Raw genomic sequence first — 18,361 nt, forward strand, 5'->3', positions numbered from 1 at the left:
ACTCCCGTGAACGGCATCCCCAGCCTCCTTCCGAAGGCCGGAAAACTGTCACGGATGTCCCCGAACGCTTGTCACGGATGTCTCCGGTCCAAACACATCGAGGAGGAGGGGTGCGCCATACCTTGCACCCGCCGCGCACTTCATCCACCGTCGCCCTATGAGCGCGCGGAAGTTCCTGGTCATCGCCGATGACAGCCCCGAGTTCCAGGCGGCGCTGCGCTATGCCTGCCGCCGGGCCCGCTCGACCGGGGGGCGGCTGGCGCTGTTGCGGGTCATCCAGCCAGCGGTGTTCGAGCACTGGTCGGGGGTGCGCGAGGAGATGGAGCGCCAGGAACGGGCCGAGGCCGAGGCCCAGCTGCAGAAGCTGGCCGAACTTATCGTCACCGAGACCGGCTCGCCGCCCGAATTCCTGATCAAGCACGCCGAGACCACCCGCGCGGCCATCCGCGACGCCGTGCTGGCCGATCCCGACATCAAGATCATGGTCCTGGCCGCCGCCCCCGGCCGCAATCCGGGGCCGATGATCAGCTCGCTGGCCAAGGACGGGGTCAGCTGGGGCGGCCGCAAGCTGCCGGTCACTATCGTGCCAGGCGATCTGACGGACGAGGAGATCGCGGATCTGGCGTGAGGGTGGTCGGAACGCCCGAAAGAAGAATTGACCACGAACAACACGAACAACACGAACGGTCCGAGCCAATCTCTCGACTGACCCGTAGGGTCTGGGAACCGAAACAGGCCTTCGGCCGAAGGGGCTCGGGGCAGCGCCAACCCGTTCGTGTTGTTCGTGTTGTTCGTGGTGAAATTCTTACGGCCAAGGCGGCGCCTCGGCCGTAAGGAGCGGCCCTCAATACCGCGCCGGAATCACCACCGGCAGTGTCTCATACCCCTTCACGAAACTCGAATAGACCCGCCGCGGCTCGCCCACGACCTGGATGTCCGGGAAGCGTTTCAGCGCCTCTTCCCAGACGATCTTCAGCTGCAGCTCGGCCAGGCGGTTGCCCACACAGCGGTGAATGCCGAACCCGAACGACAGGTGCTGGCGGGGCCGCTCGCGGTCGATGATGAAGGCGTTGGGGTTGTCGATGGCCCGCTCGTCGCGGTTGCCCGAGACGTACCACATCACCACCTTGTCGCCCTTGCGGATGGTCTGGCCGCCGATCTCGTAGTCGGCGACGGCGGTGCGGCGCATGTGGGCCAGCGGGGTCTGCCAGCGGATGATCTCGGGCACCATCGAGGTGATCAGCCCATGATCGGCCTTGAGCTTGGCGTATTCCGCCGGGTTCTGGTTCAGCGCCAGCAGGCCGCCGGTGATCGAGTTGCGGGTGGTGTCGTTGCCCCCGACGATCAGCAGGATGACATTGCCCAGGTATTCCATGGGCTCCATGTTCCGCGTCGCCTCGCCATGGGCCAGCATGGAGATCAGGTCGCCCTTGGGCTCGCTGTTGACCCGCTCGTTCCACAGGTTGGTGAAGTAGGCCAGACACTCCATCAGCTCGGCCCGCCGCTCGTCCTCGGTCTCGACCAGGCCGCCGACGCCGGGGATGGTGGTGGTGATGTCCGACCAGCGGGTCAGCTTGCGGCGATCCTCCCAGGGAAAGTCGAACAGCGTCGCCAGCATCTGGGTGGTCAGCTCGACCGAGACCTTGTCGACCCAGTCGAACTCTTCCCCGATCGGCAGGCCGTCGAGGATGCCCCCGACCCGCTCGCGGATGATCGGCTCCATCTGGGCCAGGTTGTGGGGCGAGACGATGGGGCTGACCGTCTTGCGCTGGATGTCGTGCTTGGGCGGGTCCATGGCGATGAACATCGGCATGACGAAGTCTTCGTCGAAGTCGCCGACGGTGATGCCGCCCAGGTGCGCGTCCGAGCTGAACACCTGGTGGTTGGTGTCGATGGCCATGATGTCGGCGTAGCGGGTCACCGACCAGTAGTTCCCGTAGTCGGCCTCGGTCTCGACCCAGTGGATCGGCGCCTCGTTGCGCAGCCGCTCGAAATACGGCCAGAAGGTATCGGTGCGGAACCGCTCGGGATCGGCGACGTCGATGCTCGAGAGGGGGCGGCTGTAGGCGTCCTCGCGCGCTGCCCGTTGCAGATCGAAGGCTCCGTCGGCCATGGCTGTCTCCCGTCGCTTTTCTTGTGCGCCCCGTTTTCTTGCAAGGAGGCCTGCACAGCCACCCGTACGGCAAGACGCAGGCGCCATGGTGACGCCTGCGTCAGGTTTCGCAAGTCAAATGCGGAGGAGAACTACGCAGCCCGCCTAGCTGGCTCGGGCGTAGCCCTGCCGCGGCTGCGGCTGGTCGCCCAGCTTGAAGCGGCGGATAAGCCCGCCCAGCTGCACCGCTTCCTGGCGCATCGAGTGCGAGGCGGCGGTGGACTGCTCGACCATGGCGGCGTTCTGCTGGGTCATCTGGTCCATGTGGTTCACGGCGCCGTTGACCTCGGCCAGGCCCGTCGACTGTTCGCGCACCGAAGCGGCGATCTCGCTGATCTGGCGGGTGATCTCGACCACCCGGCCGGCGATGCGTTCCAGGGCAGCGCCCGCTTCCCCGACCAGCGAGGCGCCCGAGCGGATCTGCGAGCCGGAGGTGTCGATCAGGCTCTTGATCTCCTTGGCCGCGTCGGCGGAGCGCTGGGCGAGCGCCCGCACTTCGGAGGCGACGACCGCGAAGCCGCGGCCGGCTTCCCCGGCCCGGGCCGCTTCGACCCCGGCGTTCAGGGCCAGCAGGTTGGTCTGGAAGGCGATCTCGTCGATCAGCCCGATGATCTGGGTGATCTGGCGGCTGCTGCTTTCGATCTCGCTCATGGCGGCGACGGCCTTGCGGACCACCTCGCCGCTGTTGCGGGCGTCGTCGCCGGCCTCGGCGACCGTGCGGTCGGCATGGCTGGCGCCCTCGGCGGTGCGGACGGCGGCGGCGGTGATCTCGTGCAGGGCGGCGGCGGTCTCTTCGAGGCTGGCGGCCTGCTGCTCGGTGCGACGCGACAGGTCGTCGGCGGCCGAGCTGATCTCGCCCGAGGCGGCCTCGATGCCGGTGGCCCCGGCGGCGATGCTGCCCATGATCTCGCGCAGCTGGTCGACGGTGCCGTTGAAGTCGGTGCGCAGCTTTTCATAGGCGCTGGCGAAGGGCTGCTCGATGCGGCAGGTCAGGTCGCCGGCGGTCAGGCGGCCCAGCGCGCTGGCCAGGCCCTCGACGACGGTGGCCTGTTCGCGGGCCAGTTCGGCGCGCGAGCGTTCCTGGTCGGCCCCGGCGGCGGCCCGCTCGGCGTCCAGTTCCTTTTCGCGTTCGTGCAGTTCGGCCAGCCGCAACTGGTTGTCGCGGAACACCACCAGCGAGCGGACGATGGCGCCCAGCTCGTCGGCGCGCTTGATCCTGTCGAGATCCACCTTGTTGTCGCCGGCGGCCAGCTTCTGGGTGGCGTCGGCGATCTTGATGACGCCCTGGCGGGTGCGGATGACCAGCACCGCGGCGATGCCGGCCACGACCAGCAGGGTCAGGCCCGCCAGCCCGGCGGCGGCCAGGCCCATGGCCGAGGCGCTGGCCTGGGATTTCTTGGCTTCGGCGACCGTGGCGGCGGTGCTGGCGGCCTGGGCGGCGGCCAGTCGCTTGTTCATCGTCACATACTGCTGCTCGAACGGCACCGTGAACTGGGCGGCGGTGCTGGCGTCGGCCGACAGCATGGAGAACACCAGGTCGACCGCGTCGCCGTAGTCCTTGAGGTCCTTCTTCAGGGCCGTCAGCGACTTGACCTGCGACTTGGGCGCCGTCTTCAGCGCGTCGTCGACCTCCTTGCGGGTGACGCCGATCGCGGTGGCCAGGGCGGCGGCGCGGCCATCCAGCTTGTCGGTCTCGATCTCGGCGAACTTGTGGGTCAGCAGCAGATAGAGCTCGCCGTGCTCGGCGGTGATCTCGTTGGAGATCTGGGCCAGCTTCAGGCTCGCCGGCATGTCGGTGTTGACCACCGTGCCGAGCTGGGCGTTCTGGCGCTGGTTGAGCACGAACGATCCGCCGGCCACCAGGGCCAGGGCGATCAGGGCCAGCAGCGGCGCCAGGCCGATCTTCACGGCCAGCGGGGCGTCATCGAGGCGGAACATGCGCATGTCGGTTCAGTCAGCCTTGGTTAGGGTAAACCTAATTTGGGGGCCGAAGATGAGCCGAAGGTTAAGGATGTTCCGGGAAACCGCCTGGACGTGAAAAAATTGTCGTCTCGGCGGGGCGCCGGCGACGCCAAGCCATCGATCCACCGCCGGGCGTCATGAGAGGTGGGATTAAACTGGGAAGGAAGAGAAGGGGAAGAAGAAGCGCAAGCTGCGACGCTGTCCCTCGATAGCGCCGCAGGCATTATTTCTCGAAGACAGCCTGCGGCGCATCCAGCGAGCCACTGTCGCTTGCTCTTCTTCTCTAGAACTTATCTTCCTGTCGCGAAGCGACCCCAAAATCCCGTGCGTCCGCGACCCCGGAGCTTCGGGTTTCGCTCCGCTCCTGCACCCCCGAACGCGAACGGGGCGGACATGGCTGTCCGCCCCGTTGCAGGTATCCCCTGTAGACCTAGAGGCTGAAGATCAGCCGCCGCCCGGGAAACGCACCGGCACGCGGACCGTGCCGGTCTTGGCGCCCATGGGCAGCACCGAGGCGACGCACATGGCGGCGGCTTCGAAGCCCTTGTTCGGCGCATCGCTCTCGACGACCGCGCAGTTGGTCAGCTTGCCGCCGTCGGCGGTGCAGGAGAGCATGATGTTGGCGGCTTGCCGCGGATTGGCGTGCTTGGCCAGGCAGCCGGAGATCTGACCTTGCAGATCGGCGGCGCCGACCGACGAAGCGACCATGGCGGCCCCGACAACACCGGCGATGAAGAGAGGATATTTCATCCTGCTATAGCCCCTTCTGAGCAGTTAGGAGTGGTTTTGACCCTCAGAGGTTTAGGGGCTTGGGGTTAAAAACGGACTTACAAGCCGTTATCGAGGATTGAATATCAGCGGTTTTTTTCAGGTCCTTGCCGGCCCATGACTCAAGCGCCATCTACGGCGTTGCTGACCCTCGTCCCAAAGCGGGCTATAAAGACTCTCATGTTCATCCAGACCGAAAATACCCCGAATCCTGAAGTGCTTAAGTTCCTGCCGGGCCGCGAAGTGCTGGGCGAGGGCGCCCGGGAATTCCGCGACGCCCAGGAGGCCGCCGCCAGCCCGCTGGCCAAGGCCCTGTTCGACCTGGACAATGTGTCGCGGGTGTTTTTCGGCCCCGACTTCCTGACCGTGACCAAGGACCCGGACGCCGACTGGCCGCACCTGAAGGCCCCGATCCTGGCGGCGATCATGGACCATTTCACCAGCGGCGCCCCGCTGCTGACCGACATGAGCGACCAGGGTCACGACACCACCGAATACGAGGGCGAAACCGCCCAGATCGTCGCCGAGATCAAGGAGCTGCTGGACAGCCGCATCCGCCCGGCCGTGGCCCAGGACGGCGGCGACATCGTCTTCTCGCGCTTCGAGCCGGAGAGCGGCGTGGTCTACCTGCACATGCGCGGCGCCTGCTCGGGCTGCCCCTCGTCCTCGGCGACCCTGAAGGCCGGGGTCGAGAACATGCTCAGGCACTATGTGCCGGAAGTGACCCGGGTCGAGCAGACCCTCTAGGGCCGTGAACCCCCGCCTCATCGAGCCCACCCCCGCCGAGACCGAGCGCCTGGCCGCCATCCATGCCAGCGCCTTCGACGAGGTCTGGGGCGAGAAGGCCTTCGCCGACCTGCTGTCGCAACCGGGCATGTTCGGCCTGGCCACCGATCAGGGGCTGATCCTCTGCCGCCATGTCGTCGACGAGGGCGAGGTGGTCACCCTGGCCGTGACTCCCGCCGCCCGCCGCCAGGGCCAGGCCAGGGCCCTGATCGAGGCGGCCCAGGTCGTGCTGGTCCAGCTGGGCGCGGCGACCCTGTTTCTGGAGGTCAGCGCCGAGAACCCGGCGGCGATCAATCTCTATGCGGGGCTGGGGTTCGAGCAGGTCGGGCGGCGCCGCGACTACTATGCCGACGGCTCTGACGCCCTGGTGATGCGGCTTTCCCTTAACAGGTGAGGCCGGGCGGCCTATGTTCCGCCCAACCTGGCCTAAGAGACTCGTATTCGGAGAGCCCTGTGGACCGCCTCGAAAAACTCTGCGTGGAAAAAGGCATGCGGATGACCGACCAGCGCCGGGTGATCGCCCGCGTGCTGTCGACGGCCCACGACCACCCGGACGTCGAGGAACTCTACCGCCGCGCCCACGCCGTCGATCCGCACATCTCCATCGCCACCGTGTATCGGACCGTGCGGCTGTTCGAGGAAGCCAACATCATCGAGCGGCACGACTTCCGCGACGGCCGCTCGCGCTACGAGGAAGCCCCCGACACCCACCACGACCACCTGATCGACATGAAGACCGGCAAGGTCATCGAGTTCGTCGACGAGGAGATCGAGCGCCTGCAACAGGCCATCGCCCGCAAGCTGGGCTACCGCCTGGTCGACCACCGGCTGGAACTCTACGGGGTGCCGGCGGACAGCGAGTAGTCGCTCCGCCTCGAAGCCGTGGAAGCGGTGAGGCCGCAAGGTTTCACCACGAACAACACGAACAACACGAACGGAGCCAAGAGCGTGTCCTTGCCGAAGGCCGTTCCTATTGAGAGACCCTTCGGGTCGAAGCTCGGGTCGGCGCGGACCCGTTCGTGTTGTTCGTGTTGTTCGTGGTGAAAATCTTACTGCCGATCGGCCCGCATCCACGCCTGACGGCCGCGCCAAGCTTGCGCCGCCACACCCGCAACCCCATAAACCCGTCGCAATGACCCAGACCCCCGCCAAGCGCCTCTACATCAAGACCTACGGCTGTCAGATGAACGTCTATGACAGCGAGCGCATGGCCGATGTCCTGCGCCCGCTGGGCTACGCGATGACGGACGAGGCCGAGGGCGCCGACCTGGTGGTGCTCAACACCTGCCATATCCGCGAGAAGGCCACCGAGAAGGTCTATTCGGAGCTGGGCCAGATCAGGCTGATGAAGCAGCGCAAGGCCGAAGGCGGCGGGCGCATGACCATCGCCGTCGCCGGCTGCGTCGCCCAGGCCGAGGGCCAGGAGATCCTGCGCCGCCAGCCCGCCGTCGACCTGGTGGTCGGCCCGCAGGCCTATCACCAGCTGCCCGAACTGATCGCCCGCGCCCACCGGGCCAGCGGCGAGCGCCTCAGCGCCGACTTCGCGCCGGAGGAAAAGTTCGACGCCCTGGCCGGCTCGCGGCAGGTCAAGGGCGTCACCGCCTTCCTGACCGTCCAGGAGGGCTGCGACAAGTTCTGCACCTTCTGCGTGGTGCCCTATACGCGCGGCGGCGAATACAGCCGACCGGCCGGCAAGATCCTGGACGAGGCCCGCCAGCTGGCCGACCAGGGGGTGCGGGAGGTCACCCTGCTGGGCCAGAACGTCAACGCCTATGACGGCTGTGACGGCGGACTGGCCAGCCTGGCCCGCCAGCTCGCGAAAATCCCCGGCCTGGACCGCATCCGCTACACCACCAGCCATCCGCGCGACATGGACGAGGCCCTGATCGCCGCCCATGGCGAACTGCCCCAGCTGATGCCCTACCTGCACCTGCCGGTGCAGTCGGGCTCGGACCGCATCCTCAAGGCCATGAACCGCGGCCACACCGCCGACACCTACCTGACGCTGATCGAGAAGATCCGCGCCGCCCGGCCCGACATCGCCATGAGCGGCGACTTCATCGTCGGCTTCCCCGGCGAGCGGGACAGCGACTTCGAGGCCACGATGAACCTGGTCCGCCAGGTCCAGCACGCCGGCGCCTTCAGCTTCAAATACAGCCGCCGCCCCGGCACCCCGGCCTCGGCCATGCCCGGCCAGGTGGCCGACGAGGTCAAGGACGAGCGCCTGGCCCGCCTCAACGCCCTGCTCAATGAGCAGCAGCAGGCCTTCAACGACAGCCAGGTCGGCCGCGTCCTGCCGATCCTCTTCGAGCGGGTCGGCCGCCACGCGGGCCAGCTGATCGGCCGCAGCCCCTACCTGCAGTCGGTGCATGTCACCGCCCCGGCCGGCCTGATGGGCCAGATCGCCCAGGTCCGCATCGACAGCGCCGCCCGCCAGAGCCTGGCCGGGACCCTGGTCGAAGAGTCCGTATTGGCATGAGCAGACCCCCCGAGTTCCTGCCGCTCTCCGACGAGGCGGTGCGCGCCATTTCCGGTCCGGGCGGGCGCCACGCCGCCCTGATCGAGGACGCCTTCAAGGTGCTGGTCGAGACCCCCGGCGGCGGCGTCTCGGTCGACGGCGACGCCCGCGCCCGCGGCCAGGCCAAGACCGCCATCACCCTGCTGGCCGAAAAGGCCGACGCCGGCGACACGGTCGGCGAGTCCGACGTGCGGGTGGCGGTCGGCCAGGCTCGCTCGGGCGGAGCCTCCACTGCCCCCGGCGGCGCCCGCAAGGGGCCCGTCTCGCCCAAGACCGCCAACCAGGCCGACTACATGGCCGCCATGGGCCGCCATGACCTGGTGTTCGGCCTGGGGCCCGCCGGCACCGGCAAGACCTTCCTGGCCGTCGCCCACGGGGCCGGATTGCTGATGCGGGGCGAGGTCGACCGGCTGATCGTCACCCGCCCCGCCGTCGAGGCCGGCGAGCGGCTGGGCTTCCTGCCCGGCGACCTGACCGAGAAGGTCGACCCCTACATGGCTCCGGTCTGGGAGAGCCTGACCCAGATCGTCGGCTCCGAGCAGCTGCGCCGCCGCCGCGACAAGGGCGAGATCGAGGTCGCCCCCGTCGCCTTCATGCGCGGCCGCACCCTGGCCCATGCCTTCGTCATCGTCGATGAGGCCCAGAACCTCTCGCGCCTGCAGATGAAGATGGTGCTGACCCGGCTGGGCGAAGGGGCCCGCATGGCGGTCACCGGCGATCCCAGCCAGATCGACCTGCTCAACGCCCGTGACTCGGGCCTGGCTCATGCCGTCGCCATCCTGGAAGGCGTCGAGGGGGTCGGCGTCACCCGCTTCACCGCCGCCGACGTGGTGCGCCACCCGCTGGTCGCCCGCATCGTCGACGCCTACGACGCCGATGCGGCGAAACGCGGCCGATGATCGAAGTCGAAATCGAGGACGAGGCCTGGACCCGGGCCCTGCCGCAGGCCGAGATCCTGGTCATGGTCGCGGCCGACGCGGCCCTGACCGGCGGCGGAACCGTCGCGGTGCTGCTCACCTCCGACGATGAGGTCGCCGCCCTCAACCAGCAGTTCCGCGGCAAGGCCGGCCCGACCAATGTGCTGAGCTTCCCCGCCCCGCCCAATCCCGAGGACAGCCGGGGCGACATCGCCCTGGCCTATGGCGTCTGCGCCCGCGAGGCGGCCGAGCAGGGCAAGTCCCTGGCCGACCATCTGCAACACCTGGTGGCGCACGGTGTGCTGCATCTATTAGGATACGACCACCAGACCGAGGCGCAGGCCGAGGCGATGGAGGCGCTGGAACGCGCCATTCTGTCCGGGATCGGCGTCTCCGATCCCTACGCCTAGGGAAACGATGGCCAGCGACGACGACCGAAGTCCTCCCGCCCGCAAGAAACGCGGCGGTTTGCGCAACTGGCTGCTGGAGCTGCTGGCCTATCCGATCGAGCCCGAGCCGCCCCAGCCCGGGACCACCGACATCGCCCGCCAGGCCCGGGACTTCGCCAAGCTGACCGTCGAGGACGTGCTGACCCCCCGGGCCGATATCGTCGGCATCGACATCGACACCCCCTTCGAGGCCGTGGTCGCCCGCTTCCTGGAGGCCGAGCACAGCCGCATGCCCATCTATCGCGGCACGCTCGATGACCCGGTGGGCGTGGTCCACATCAAGGACGTCTTCAAGCTAATGGCCGGCAAGAAACCGCGCACCGGCTCGGCCATCCTGAAGAAGATCTCCCGCGAAGTGCTGTTCGTGCCGCCCTCCATGCCGGCCCAGGCGCTGATGGCGCGGATGCAGTCGAGCCGGGCCCACCTGGCCCTGGTCATCGACGAATATGGCGGCACCTATGGCCTGGTGACCCTCGAGGACCTGGTCGAGGCCGTGGTCGGCGAGATCGACGACGAGCATGACGAGGCCCAGGTCAGCGGCCTGACCGAGCGGCCCAACGGCGACCTGGACGCCGACGCCCGGGTGCTGCTCGAGGACCTGGAGGCGCGGCTGGGCCATGGCGAGCTGGCCCCGCACGACATGGAGGAAGAGATCGACACGGTCGGCGGCCTGGTCACCGCCCTGGCCGGCCGGGTCCCGCGCCGGGGCGAGGTGATCGCCCACCCCTCCGGCTTCGAGTTCGAGGTCACCGCCGCCGACCCGCGCAAGGTCCGCCGGGTCCGCATCCACCGGACCCAGGCGCTGCTGGCGCCGCCGCAAGAGCCGTGACCCTGCCCAAAGGCCCCTGGGTTCTGCGCGGCCTGGCGCTGGCGGCCGGGCTGGCCGCCGCCCTGGCCCATCCGCCCTTCGGCCTCCTGCCCGGCCTGCTGGGCTATGCCGTCCTGCTCTGGCTGGTCGACGAGGCGCCGAGCCGCAAGTCCGCCTTCCTGCGGGGCTGGCTGGCGGGCCTTGGCTATTTCGCCCTCAGCATGTGGTGGATCGCCGAGGCCTTCCTGGTCGACGCCGCCAACCAGGGCTGGATGGCCCCCATCGCCGTCACCCTGATGGCCGGCGGCCTGGCCCTGTTCTGGGGCGCGGCCATGGCGGTCTACCGCGCGATCAACCCCAAGGGCCTGGCCCGCCTGCTGGTCTTCGCCGGGGTCCTGGCCCTGTTCGAATGGCTGCGCGGCCATGTGCTGACGGGCCTCCCCTGGAACCTGGTCGGCGAGACCTGGCGGGCGGGTTCAGCCATGTCCCAGACCGCCAGCCTGGTCGGCGCCTATGGCCTGACCTGGCTCACCCTGGCCATCGCCGCGGCTCCGGCTCTGCTGATCGCCCCCGCCGACAAGCGCCGCGCCCGGATCGCCGTCGGCGCCGCCGCCCTTGCCCTGGCCGGGCTGTGGATCTTCGGCGCCCTGGCCCTGGCCGCCAAGGCCCCGCCGGCGACCGGCCCGCTGGTCCGCATCGTCCAGGCCAACGTGCCCCAGCTGGCCAAGTACGACGCCCAGAGCTTCGCCGGCATCGTCGACCGCTACATCAGGGGCACCGTCGCCCCCGCCAAGACGACGCCGGACGTGGTCATCTGGTCGGAGGGCGCCATCCCCGCCGCCATCGACGAATACCTGGCGCCGGGAACCTGGACCCGCGACGCCATCCAGGCCGCCCTCAAGCCCGGCCAGGTGCTGATCGTCGGCGCCTACCGCATCGACGGGCCGCGCTACTACAACAGCCTGGCGGTGGTGCGCCGGGACGCGGACGGCCTGACCCCCATCGGCCTCTATGACAAATACCGCCTGGTGCCGTTCGGCGAGTTCATGCCGCTGGATTCGGTGATGGGCAGGATCGGGTTCAAGAAGCTGGTCCATGTCGGCGACGGCTTCTCCATCGGCCCGCGCCCCAGGCCCCTGACCCCGCCGGGCCTGCCCGCCTTCCAGCCGCTGATCTGCTACGAAAGCCTCTATCCCGGCTTCACCCGCGAGGGGGCGGCCCGCACCGGCGTCACCCCGCGCTGGATCGTCAATGTCTCCAACGACGCCTGGTTCGGAACGACCAGCGGCCCGCTGCAGCACCTGAACCTGGCCAGCTACCGGGCCATCGAGGAGGGCCTGCCGATGGTGCGGGTCACCCCGACCGGTGTCTCGGCCCTGATCGACGCGCGAGGCCGCATCCTGCGCCGTCTGGAACAGGGCCAGGAGGGGGTGATCGACGCCCGACTGCCCGCGCCGCTGGCCGCGCCGACGCTCTTCCGCCGGTTGGGCGACTGGTGTTTTTTCGCGCTTTTGTTGATTTCTCTGGCCGCGGGCGTGAGATGGCCATTGGCAAAATCCAGAAATCGCGCACAAGATACGGAAAGGGGGGTGACTGCCACGGAGCTTTTTCCGTAACAGGACGCCCATGACCGATAAAGCCGACGACAGCCGCAGCCCCAACCCGATCGACGTCCATGTGGGCCGGCGGGTCCGACAACGTCGCAAGGCCCTGGGCGTCACCCAGGAGCGGCTGGCCGCCGACCTGGGCCTGACCTTCCAGCAGGTCCAGAAATACGAGCGGGGGGCCAACCGCATCAGCGCCTCCAAGCTCTACGAGATCGCCGCCTCGCTGGCGGCGCCGGTCAGCTATTTCTTCGACGGCCTGGCCGACCCCGCCACGGCCAAGGAAACCGACGGCTTCGCCCAGCCGGCCTCCGAGCAGTTCGTCAACGCCTTTCTGATGAGCGCCGAGGGCCTGGAGCTGGCCGAGCTGTTCACCCAGATCAAGCGCGCGCGCCTGCGCCGCCGGGTCGTCGACCTGGTCCGCGCCATGGCCGAGGACGAGGCCGAGGAAGGCGCGGCGGCCTAAAAATCATCCGCTCATCCCCGCGAAAGCGGGGACCCAGGCTTTTTACCGTTGGGGGCGATCCCGACACGCTGGGCGGCGGAAATTCTGCAACGAAAAACACCTGGGTCCCCGCTTTCGCGGGGATGAGCGGAATTGTGGGCTGGATTAAGCCACGTTTCGCTCCAGATATTCCCCCGCCGGCCCGCTTCGTCTTGCGGACATAAGGATATCTTTATAGGGTCCGCCGGCCTTGCTTGAGGAGCCCGTCTTGTCCCGTTCCAACTACATCTTCACCAGTGAAAGCGTTTCCGAGGGCCATCCCGACAAGGTGGCGGACCGGATCAGCGACACCGTGGTCGACGCCTTCCTGGCCTTTGAACCGGAAGCGCGGGTGGCCTGCGAGACCCTGGTGACCACCAACCGCATCGTCCTGGCGGGTGAGGTTCGCGCCGGAAAGCCGGGCCTGTCGCGCCACGAGAACAAGGACCGCAACAAGCAGATCATCGCCAGCCTCGAGCCCAAGGTCCGCGCCGCCATCAAGGACATCGGCTACGAGCAGAAGGGCTTCCACTGGGACAAGGCCAAGTTCCAGTGCTTCCTGCACGGCCAGTCCGACCACATCGCCCAGGGCGTCGACGCCGGCGAGGGCAAGGACGAGGGGGCCGGCGATCAGGGCATCATGTTCGGCTACGCCACCGACGACACCCCGGCCCTGATGCCGGCCACCCTGCAGTACAGCCACGACGTCCTGCACCGCCTGGCCCAGCTGCGCCATTCGGGCGAGCTGGACTTCCTGGAGCCCGACGCCAAGAGCCAGGTCACCCTGCGCTACGAGAACGACCGCCCGGTGCATGTCGAGGAAATCGTCATCAGCCACCAGCACAGGAAGCGCATGGGTCTGCACAAGGTGACCTCCAAGCGCATGCTGGCGGCCCTGCGCCCCCATGTCGAACCGCTGTTCGCCGAGGGGCTGATCACCAAGAAGACCAAGTGGCATGTCAACCCGACCGGCGACTTCTTCATCGGCGGACCGGACGGCGACACCGGCCTGACCGGCCGCAAGATCATCGTCGACACCTATGGCGGCGCGGCCCCGCACGGCGGCGGCGCCTTCTCGGGCAAGGATCCGACCAAGGTCGACCGCTCGGCGGCCTATGCCTGCCGGTATCTGGCCAAGAACGTCGTGGCCGCCGGCCTGGCCCGCAAATGCACCATCCAGATCAGCTATGCGATCGGCGTCGCCCGGCCGCTCAGCTTCTATGTCGACACCCACGGCACCGGCGAGGTCGATCCGGCGGTGCTGGAAAAGGCCCTGCCCGACCTGATCGGCGGCGCCACGCCCCGGGCCATCCGCGAGCATCTGCAGCTCAACCGGCCGATCTATGCCCGCACCGCCGCTTATGGGCATTTCGGAAGGCAGCCGGACAACGAGGGCGGCTTCAGCTGGGAACAGACCAATCTGGTGGATGAGCTGCGCCGCCTGGCCTAAAGCCAGCGGATGACCTCACCGCAACAGCCGCACGGCCCGCTGCGCAGCTTCGGCCGCATCAAGTCGCGCCCGATCAAGCCGCGCCAGGCCGCCCTGATGGACAGCCTGCTGCCGGCCATCACCGTGCCGCAAGGCCCGTTCAACCCGCTGACCCTGAAGCCGGACGCCGCCGAAGTCTGGCTGGAGATCGGTTTCGGCGGCGGCGAGCACCTGGCCGCCCAGGCCGCCCGCCGCCCCGACGTGCTGAGCCTGGGCGCCGAACCCTTCATGAACGGCGTCGCCAGCGCCCTGCGCCACATCGAGGAGGCCGGCGTCCAGAACGTCCGCCTCCACCACGGCGACGCCCGCGAGCTGATGGCCTGGCTGCCGGACGGCTCCCTCGACCGCCTCTTCATCCTGTTCCCCGACCCCTGGCCCAAGGCCCGCCACCACAAGCGCCGGCTTATTCAGCCGGAATTCCTTGTGGAGGCCGCCCGCCTGCTTAAGCCCGCCGCCCCCTTCCGCTTCGCCACCGACTGGGCCGACTACGCCGACTGGACCCTGGAGCGGGTGCTGGCCAGCGGCCTCTTCACCTGGAATCCCCACCGCGCCGACGACTGGCGCACCCCGCCCGCCGACCACATCACCACCCGCTACGAAGAAAAGAAGCTGGGCGACATCGCGCCGGTCTGGCTGGACTTCGTGCGGGTCTGAGGTTCGTCAGATAGTCGCTAACGGGTTCATCCGTCGCGGCCATTACCCACCGCCCAGCCTGCCTCACGCCCCATAGCCCCGCGTCTCTGGGATTGATCCGCCCCATGTCGTATGGCGGGCTCTCCTGATGAACCATCACACCACCCGCCCATCCTGGGGCCGCCTGCTGCTGGCCCTGCTGGCGGCCTCGGGCGTGGCGGTGGTGGTTCCGCTGCTGCTGGCGACGGCGGCCCTCTCCAGGGGATTCACCGACCCCGGCGCCGTCTTTGCCATGGCCTTCGCCCCGATCGGCATTCCCATAGCGGCCGTCTTCGCCCTACCCCTGGCGATCGCCGTCCGCACAGGCCTGCTGCCGGCAAAACCCCTGTGGATGGCCGCCGGCGGCTTGGCGACGGCGCTCGCCTATCTGTTCGCCGGCGGCTGGGCCGCCCGCCACCATCCCGGCGAGCTTCTCGAACTGCTGGTCTATCCGGCCTCGAGCGCCCTGCTGGCCCTGCACGGGCCGCACCGCCTGGAAATGACCCCGAACGAGACCTTCGACTTCTGGCTCTTCCGGGCCTTCCTGGTCGGTATTCCACTGGGCGGGCTGCTGGGAGGCCTGACCCTGGGGCGGATCGCCCGGAGTTCCTGAGGGGGTTGTCCGGCGAGGGGAGGACAGACTGCCCTCTTCCCTCGCGGGCCGGCCGGGGCTATATAGGGCCCACATCGTCCATTTGCGCTGGATAGCGCTTATGAGCGGCGGCCGCGAGGCCCGCCGCTTTTTTGTTGGTTTTTTGAAGTGCGCGGCAAGACGTCTGAGGACAAACAGCTTCTCGAACTCCTCGACCCGGTGGCGGAGGCCGCGGGCTACGAGATCGTCCGTCTGCGGCTGATGGGCGGCAATACCCGCCGCCTGCAGATCATGGCCGAACGCCCCGAGGACGGCGAGATGGGCATCGACGACTGCACGAAGCTGTCGCGCGCCATCTCCGAGATCCTCGACGCCGCCGACCCCATCGAGGGCGAATACGCCCTGGAGGTCTCCAGCCCCGGCATCGACCGGCCGCTGACCCGGCTGAAGGACTTCGACACCTATGAAGGCCTGGAGGTACGCATCGAGCTGGACCGCCTGGCCGACGGCCGCAAGCGCTTCAAGGGCGAGCTGGCGGGAACCGAAGACGGCGCCGTGGGGATCAACCCCGAGGGCGACGACGAGACCACCGTCTACATTCCCTTCGACTGGATCGCCGAGGCCAAGCTGGTCCTCAACGATCAACTGATGAAACGCGGCGAGCAGCAGCGCGCCGCCAGACTGCAATCCGAACCCGAAGAGTAGGAACCACCATGGCCACCGGCATCTCCGCCAACCGCCAAGAACTGCTGGCGATCGCCGAAACCGTCGCGCGCGAGAAGAATATCGACAAGGAAATCGTCATCGCCTCCATCGAGGAAGCGATCCAGAAGGCGGCCCGCACCCGCTACGGCGCCGAGCACGACATCCGCGTCCATATCGATCCGCGCACCGGCGAGACCTCGATCACCCGGACCCGTGAAGTCGTCGCCGACGGCACGGACCTGGAAGGCGAGCTGGGCAAGGTCGAGTTGTCGGACGCCCTGGCCTTCGACAAGGACGCCGTGATCGGCAAGACCTACACCGAGGAGCTGCCGCCCTTCGAGTTCGGCCGGGTCCAGACCCAGATGGCCCGCCAGGTGGTGTTCGGGAAGGTCCGCGAGGCCGAGCGCGAAAAGCAGTACGAGGAATACAAGGATCGCGTCGGCGAGATCGTCAACGGCGTGGTCAAGCGCGTCGAGTACGGCAACGTCATCGTCGACCTGGGCCGGGGCGAGGGCATCATGCGCCGCGACCAGTCGATCCCGCGCGAGAACTTCAACATCGGCGACCGCATCCGCTGCTACATCTACGACGTCCGCAGCGAGACCAAGGGCCCGCAGATCATGCTCAGCCGCGCCCACGGCGGCTTCATGGCCAAGCTGTTCGCCCAGGAAGTGCCGGAAGTCTATGACGGCGTCATCGAGATCCGCGCCGTGGCCCGCGACCCGGGCAGCCGCGCCAAGATGGCCGTGGTCTCCAACGACAGCTCCATCGACCCCGTCGGCGCCTGCGTCGGCATGCGGGGTTCGCGCGTCCAGGCCGTGGTCGCCGAACTGCAGGGCGAGAAGATCGACATCATCCAGTGGAGCCCGGACGAGGCGACCTTCATCGTCAACGGCCTGGCGCCCGCCGAAGTCTCCAAGGTCGTCATGGACGAGGAGGACGAGCGCGTCGAAGTGGTCGTTCCCGACGAGCAGCTGTCGCTGGCCATCGGCCGCCGCGGCCAGAACGTGCGCCTGGCCAGCCAGCTGACCGGCTGGCAGATCGACATCATGACCGAGTCCCAGGAATCGGAGCGCCGCCAGAAGCAGTTCGCCGAGACCACCCAGCTGTTCCAGGAAGCCCTGGACGTCGACGAGGTCATCGCCCAGCTGCTGGCCACCGAAGGCTTCGCCACGGTCGAGGACGTCGCCTATGTCGAGCCGCATGAAGTGGCCGCCATCGAGGGCTTCGACGAGGAAACCGCCGAGGAGCTGCAGACCCGGGCCCGCGAATTCCTGGAACGCGAAGCCGCCGCCCAGGACGCCCGCCGCGTCGAGCTGGGCGTCGAGGACGGCGTGCTGGAGATCGAAGGCGTCACCCTGCCCATGGCCGTCGCCCTGGGCGAGGGCGATGTGAAGAGCGTCGAGGACCTGGCCGGCCTGGTGCCGGACGACCTGCGCGGCTGGTTCGAAACCAAGGACGGCGAGCGGGTGCGCGAGAGCGGCATCCTGGAAAGCTTCAACCTCTCGCCGGAAGACGCCGAGGCCCTGATCATGCGCGCCCGCATCGTCATGGGCTGGGTCGAGGCCCCGCCCGAGCCGGAATACGAGGAAGAATACGTCGAGTCCGAAGGCGAGGGCGAGGACTTCGCCGAGGCTGAGGGTGAAGCGCCGGAAGCTGAAGCGGAGACGGAAGCCTAGGGGCAAGGGGCTAGGGGCTAGGGGTTAGAAACCCAGCCCCTACTTCTAGTCCCTAATCCCTAGCCCCTAACCCCTATGTCCAAGAAGCCCGACGTCCACGACCCCAAGACTCTCGCCGAGGTCTCCCGCCAGCGCCGCGACCTCGTGTCCGGCGAGGTGATGGAAGAGTCGAAGCTGGTCCGCTTCGTCATCGGCCCGGACCTGCAGGTCGTCCCGGACCTGGCCCGCAAGCTCCCAGGCCGCGGCATGTGGGTGGCCGCCGACCGCGCCAGCATCGAGACCGCCGCGAAAAAAGGCCTGTTCGCCCGGGCCGCCAAGGCCAAGGTCATCGCCGCCCCCGACCTCGCCGACCAGGTCGAGCGGCTGCTGATCCGGCGGCTTTTGGACGGGCTGGGTCTTGCGCGGCGGGCCAGCGCGCTTATCTCGGGGTTCGCGAAAGTCTCCGCCGCCATCCATAACGGCAAGGCCGCCTGGCTGGTCGAGGCCTCCGACGGGGCCGAGGACGGGCGGCGCAAGCTGCTCGGCATCTGCCGCAACGTCGACAAACCGCCCCGGCTGATCGGGGTTTTCACCGCCGAGGAATTGGGTTTGGCCTTGGGCGGGGAGAATGTGATACACACCGCCTTCCTTGCGGGGCGGACCGCGGATCGCTGGACCTCAGACGTCGAGCGCCTCACCGGTTTCCGCCCGCTTCTCCCTGAGGGTTGGCGCGAGGAGCCTGCGGGTAAAAGGGTCAAGTAGGACCTGAACGCCCCGCTCGCGAGACATCAGGGGCG

19 protein-coding genes are annotated in these 18,361 nt (G+C 68.2%); 16 read left to right on the forward strand and 3 right to left on the reverse strand.

Features of this window, described 5'->3' with window-relative positions; translation table 11 throughout:
* Positions 1 to 157: 157 nt before the first annotated feature.
* The gene (locus tag QO010_RS14880) at positions 158 to 628 is read left to right on the forward strand and encodes a universal stress protein (protein ID WP_307350401.1); all 471 of its coding nucleotides are present in this window, start codon (positions 158 to 160) and stop codon (positions 626 to 628) included.
* A gap of 216 nt (positions 629 to 844) precedes the next feature.
* On the opposite strand, the gene QO010_RS14885 is transcribed toward QO010_RS14880, so the two are convergent.
* The 3 genes from QO010_RS14885 to QO010_RS14895 all read right to left on the reverse strand — a co-directional run bounded on the left by QO010_RS14885 (position 845) and on the right by QO010_RS14895 (position 4,864).
* Positions 845 to 2,113 (reverse strand): cytochrome P450, encoded by a 1,269-nt coding sequence (locus tag QO010_RS14885; RefSeq protein ID WP_307350402.1) that lies wholly within the window; start codon positions 2,111 to 2,113, stop codon positions 845 to 847.
* A gap of 144 nt (positions 2,114 to 2,257) precedes the next feature.
* Positions 2,258 to 4,096, reverse strand: coding sequence for a methyl-accepting chemotaxis protein (locus QO010_RS24060; RefSeq protein WP_307350404.1), 1,839 nt, complete (start codon positions 4,094 to 4,096; stop codon positions 2,258 to 2,260).
* 462 nt (positions 4,097 to 4,558) lie between these two features.
* Positions 4,559 to 4,864, reverse strand: a complete 306-nt coding sequence (locus QO010_RS14895) for a hypothetical protein (RefSeq protein ID WP_307350406.1) — start codon at positions 4,862 to 4,864, stop codon at positions 4,559 to 4,561.
* Positions 4,865 to 5,062: 198 nt separating this feature from the next.
* Between QO010_RS14895 and QO010_RS14900 the strand changes: the two genes are divergently transcribed.
* From QO010_RS14900 to QO010_RS14970, 15 genes are all read left to right on the forward strand, one after another.
* Positions 5,063 to 5,629 (forward strand): NifU family protein, encoded by a 567-nt coding sequence (locus tag QO010_RS14900; RefSeq protein WP_307350409.1) that lies wholly within the window; start codon positions 5,063 to 5,065, stop codon positions 5,627 to 5,629.
* Between the two features lie 4 nt (positions 5,630 to 5,633).
* Positions 5,634 to 6,062: a GNAT family N-acetyltransferase gene (locus QO010_RS14905; protein WP_307350411.1), complete on the forward strand. Its 429-nt coding sequence runs from the start codon at positions 5,634 to 5,636 to the stop codon at positions 6,060 to 6,062.
* Between the two features lie 59 nt (positions 6,063 to 6,121).
* Positions 6,122 to 6,532, forward strand: coding sequence for a Fur family transcriptional regulator (locus QO010_RS14910; RefSeq protein WP_307350413.1), 411 nt, complete (start codon positions 6,122 to 6,124; stop codon positions 6,530 to 6,532).
* A 268-nt stretch (positions 6,533 to 6,800) separates the two neighbouring features.
* Entirely contained in the window at positions 6,801 to 8,147 is a 1,347-nt protein-coding gene (miaB, locus tag QO010_RS14915; protein ID WP_307350415.1) for a tRNA (N6-isopentenyl adenosine(37)-C2)-methylthiotransferase MiaB, read from the forward strand.
* Positions 8,144 to 9,085, forward strand: a complete 942-nt coding sequence (locus QO010_RS14920; protein ID WP_307350416.1) for a PhoH family protein — start codon at positions 8,144 to 8,146, stop codon at positions 9,083 to 9,085. Before miaB ends, QO010_RS14920 begins: the two co-directional genes overlap by 4 nt.
* Positions 9,082 to 9,513 carry an rRNA maturation RNase YbeY gene (gene ybeY / locus QO010_RS14925; RefSeq protein WP_307350417.1) on the forward strand — a complete coding sequence of 144 codons (432 nt, stop codon included), beginning with the start codon at positions 9,082 to 9,084 and terminating at the stop codon, positions 9,511 to 9,513. Before QO010_RS14920 ends, ybeY begins: the two co-directional genes overlap by 4 nt.
* 7 nt (positions 9,514 to 9,520) lie before the next feature.
* Positions 9,521 to 10,381, forward strand: a complete 861-nt coding sequence (locus tag QO010_RS14930; RefSeq protein WP_307350419.1) for a hemolysin family protein — start codon at positions 9,521 to 9,523, stop codon at positions 10,379 to 10,381.
* Positions 10,378 to 11,976 (forward strand): apolipoprotein N-acyltransferase, encoded by a 1,599-nt coding sequence (gene lnt, locus QO010_RS14935; protein WP_307350422.1) that lies wholly within the window; start codon positions 10,378 to 10,380, stop codon positions 11,974 to 11,976. Before QO010_RS14930 ends, lnt begins: the two co-directional genes overlap by 4 nt.
* Positions 11,977 to 11,986: 10 nt before the next feature.
* On the forward strand, positions 11,987 to 12,430 hold the full coding sequence (locus QO010_RS14940; RefSeq protein ID WP_307350423.1) for a helix-turn-helix domain-containing protein: 444 nt from the start codon (positions 11,987 to 11,989) through the stop codon (positions 12,428 to 12,430).
* A 247-nt stretch (positions 12,431 to 12,677) separates the two neighbouring features.
* A complete protein-coding gene (metK, locus tag QO010_RS14945) occupies positions 12,678 to 13,898 on the forward strand; it encodes a methionine adenosyltransferase (RefSeq protein ID WP_307350424.1) in 1,221 nt (406 codons plus the stop codon).
* A 9-nt stretch (positions 13,899 to 13,907) separates the two neighbouring features.
* A complete protein-coding gene (gene trmB, locus QO010_RS14950; RefSeq protein WP_307350426.1) occupies positions 13,908 to 14,591 on the forward strand; it encodes a tRNA (guanosine(46)-N7)-methyltransferase TrmB in 684 nt (227 codons plus the stop codon).
* A gap of 127 nt (positions 14,592 to 14,718) precedes the next feature.
* Positions 14,719 to 15,222, forward strand: coding sequence for a hypothetical protein (locus QO010_RS14955; protein WP_307350429.1), 504 nt, complete (start codon positions 14,719 to 14,721; stop codon positions 15,220 to 15,222).
* 147 nt (positions 15,223 to 15,369) lie between these two features.
* A complete protein-coding gene (rimP, locus tag QO010_RS14960) occupies positions 15,370 to 15,906 on the forward strand; it encodes a ribosome maturation factor RimP (RefSeq protein WP_307350430.1) in 537 nt (178 codons plus the stop codon).
* An 8-nt stretch (positions 15,907 to 15,914) separates the two neighbouring features.
* Complete coding sequence (gene nusA / locus QO010_RS14965; RefSeq protein ID WP_307350431.1) at positions 15,915 to 17,585, forward strand: transcription termination factor NusA; 1,671 nt, start codon at positions 15,915 to 15,917, stop codon at positions 17,583 to 17,585.
* A gap of 75 nt (positions 17,586 to 17,660) precedes the next feature.
* Positions 17,661 to 18,326: an RNA-binding protein gene (locus QO010_RS14970; protein ID WP_307350432.1), complete on the forward strand. Its 666-nt coding sequence runs from the start codon at positions 17,661 to 17,663 to the stop codon at positions 18,324 to 18,326.
* The last annotated feature ends 35 nt before the right edge of the window (positions 18,327 to 18,361 follow it).

The organism is Caulobacter ginsengisoli, assembly GCF_030814835.1.
GTDB lineage: Bacteria > Pseudomonadota > Alphaproteobacteria > Caulobacterales > Caulobacteraceae > Caulobacter > Caulobacter ginsengisoli.

Coding starts and splice junctions, on each gene's coding strand:
- QO010_RS14970 (WP_307350432.1), top strand. CDS start 17,661: ATGTCCAAGAAGCCCGACGTCCACGACCCCAAGACTCTCGCCGAGGTC.
- QO010_RS14895 (WP_307350406.1), bottom strand. CDS start 4,864: ATGAAATATCCTCTCTTCATCGCCGGTGTTGTCGGGGCCGCCATGGTC.
- trmB (WP_307350426.1), top strand. CDS start 13,908: ATGACCTCACCGCAACAGCCGCACGGCCCGCTGCGCAGCTTCGGCCGC.
- QO010_RS14885 (WP_307350402.1), bottom strand. CDS start 2,113: ATGGCCGACGGAGCCTTCGATCTGCAACGGGCAGCGCGCGAGGACGCC.
- nusA (WP_307350431.1), top strand. CDS start 15,915: ATGGCCACCGGCATCTCCGCCAACCGCCAAGAACTGCTGGCGATCGCC.
- QO010_RS14955 (WP_307350429.1), top strand. CDS start 14,719: ATGAACCATCACACCACCCGCCCATCCTGGGGCCGCCTGCTGCTGGCC.
- ybeY (WP_307350417.1), top strand. CDS start 9,082: ATGATCGAAGTCGAAATCGAGGACGAGGCCTGGACCCGGGCCCTGCCG.
- QO010_RS14930 (WP_307350419.1), top strand. CDS start 9,521: ATGGCCAGCGACGACGACCGAAGTCCTCCCGCCCGCAAGAAACGCGGC.
- QO010_RS14880 (WP_307350401.1), top strand. CDS start 158: ATGAGCGCGCGGAAGTTCCTGGTCATCGCCGATGACAGCCCCGAGTTC.
- QO010_RS14940 (WP_307350423.1), top strand. CDS start 11,987: ATGACCGATAAAGCCGACGACAGCCGCAGCCCCAACCCGATCGACGTC.
- miaB (WP_307350415.1), top strand. CDS start 6,801: ATGACCCAGACCCCCGCCAAGCGCCTCTACATCAAGACCTACGGCTGT.
- QO010_RS24060 (WP_307350404.1), bottom strand. CDS start 4,096: ATGCGCATGTTCCGCCTCGATGACGCCCCGCTGGCCGTGAAGATCGGC.
- QO010_RS14920 (WP_307350416.1), top strand. CDS start 8,144: ATGAGCAGACCCCCCGAGTTCCTGCCGCTCTCCGACGAGGCGGTGCGC.
- QO010_RS14900 (WP_307350409.1), top strand. CDS start 5,063: ATGTTCATCCAGACCGAAAATACCCCGAATCCTGAAGTGCTTAAGTTC.